The sequence below is a fragment of the Nonomuraea sp. NPDC004702 genome (assembly GCF_053601695.1).
Genome location: NZ_JBSGCE010000196.1, coordinates 1 through 1,457, shown reverse-complemented (window position 1 = coordinate 1,457; position 1,457 = coordinate 1). Strand labels below are relative to the sequence as shown.

Sequence of the window (1,457 nt, the reverse complement as noted above, 5' to 3'; positions counted from 1 at the left end):
CTCGGCGATGAGCCGCTGTGTCGCCTGCTGGAAGGCCGCCGCCTTGGACCGGGCGTCGACCTCGTGCTCCTCGATGTGGATCGAGGACAGCACGTCGTCCTGGACCAGGCGCTGGGACAGCACGATCGCGTCCTCGTAGTTGTGGCCCTCCCACGGCATGAACGCCACCAGCAGGTTCTTGCCGAGCGCCATCTCACCGTTGTCGGTGCAGGGGCCGTCGGCGATGACCTGGCCCGCCTCCACCCGGTCGCCCTCGGCGACGATGGGCTTCTGGTTGAAGGAGGTGCCCTGGTTGGAGCGCCTGAACTTGGCGACCCGGTAGGTGGTGCGCGAGCCGTCGTCGTTCATGACGGTGACGTAGTCGGCCGAGACCTCCTCCACCACGCCGGCCTTCCCGGCGCTGATGACGTCGCCGGCGTCGGTCGCGGCGCGGTACTCCATGCCGGTGCCGACCAGCGGCGCCTCGCTGCGGATCAGCGGCACCGACTGGCGCTGCATGTTCGCGCCCATCAGGGCCCGGTTGGCGTCGTCGTGCTCGAGGAAGGGGATCATCGCGGTGGCGACCGACACCATCTGGCGCGGCGACACGTCGATGTAGTCCACCTCGCGGGAGGCCACGTAGTCGGTCTCGCCGCCCTTGGTGCGGACCAGGACGCGGGCGTCGGTCAGCTCGCCGTCCGCGCCGAGGGACGAGTTCGCCTGGGCGACGACGAACCGGTCCTCCTCGTCGGCCGTCAGGTAGTCGATCCGGTCGGTGACCCTGCCGTCGACGACCTTGCGGTAGGGCGTCTCGATGAAGCCGAAGGCGTTGAGCCGGCCGTAGCAGGCGAGGTAGCCGATGAGGCCGATGTTCGGGCCCTCGGGCGTCTCGATCGGGCACATCCGGCCGTAGTGGGACGGATGCACGTCACGGACCTCCATCCCGGCCCGCTCACGGGACAGACCACCGGGGCCCAGGGCGTTCAGCCGCCGCTTGTGCGTCAGCCCGGCCAGCGGGTTGATCTGGTCCATGAACTGCGACAGCTGCGAGGTGCCGAAGAACTCCTTCATCGACGCCACCACCGGCCGGATGTTGATCAGGGTCTGCGGCGTGATCGCCTCGACGTCCTGGGTGGTCATCCGCTCGCGGACGACGCGCTCCATGCGGGCCAGGCCCAGCCGGACCTGGTTCTGGACGAGCTCGCCGACGCTGCGGATGCGCCGGTTGCCGAAATGGTCGATGTCGTCGAGCTCCACGACGGCCTGGCCCATGGACGTCTCCCCCGCGTGCAGCCGCACCAGGTACTCGATCATCGAGACGACGTCGTCCTCGGTCAGCGTGCCCTGCGTGATCTCGGAGTCGACCCCGAGCTTCTTGTTGACCTTGTAGCGGCCCACCTTGGCCAGGTCGTACCGCTTGGGGTTGAAGTACAGGTTCTCCAGCAGGGTCTGCGCCGACTCCTTGGTCGGCGGCTCAC

1 pseudogene is annotated in these 1,457 nt (G+C 68.6%); it reads right to left on the bottom strand.

Going from position 1 to position 1,457, the window contains the following annotated elements:
• Positions 1–1,457, bottom strand: a pseudogene (locus ACWEJ6_RS54725) (DNA-directed RNA polymerase subunit beta); the annotation flags it as partial.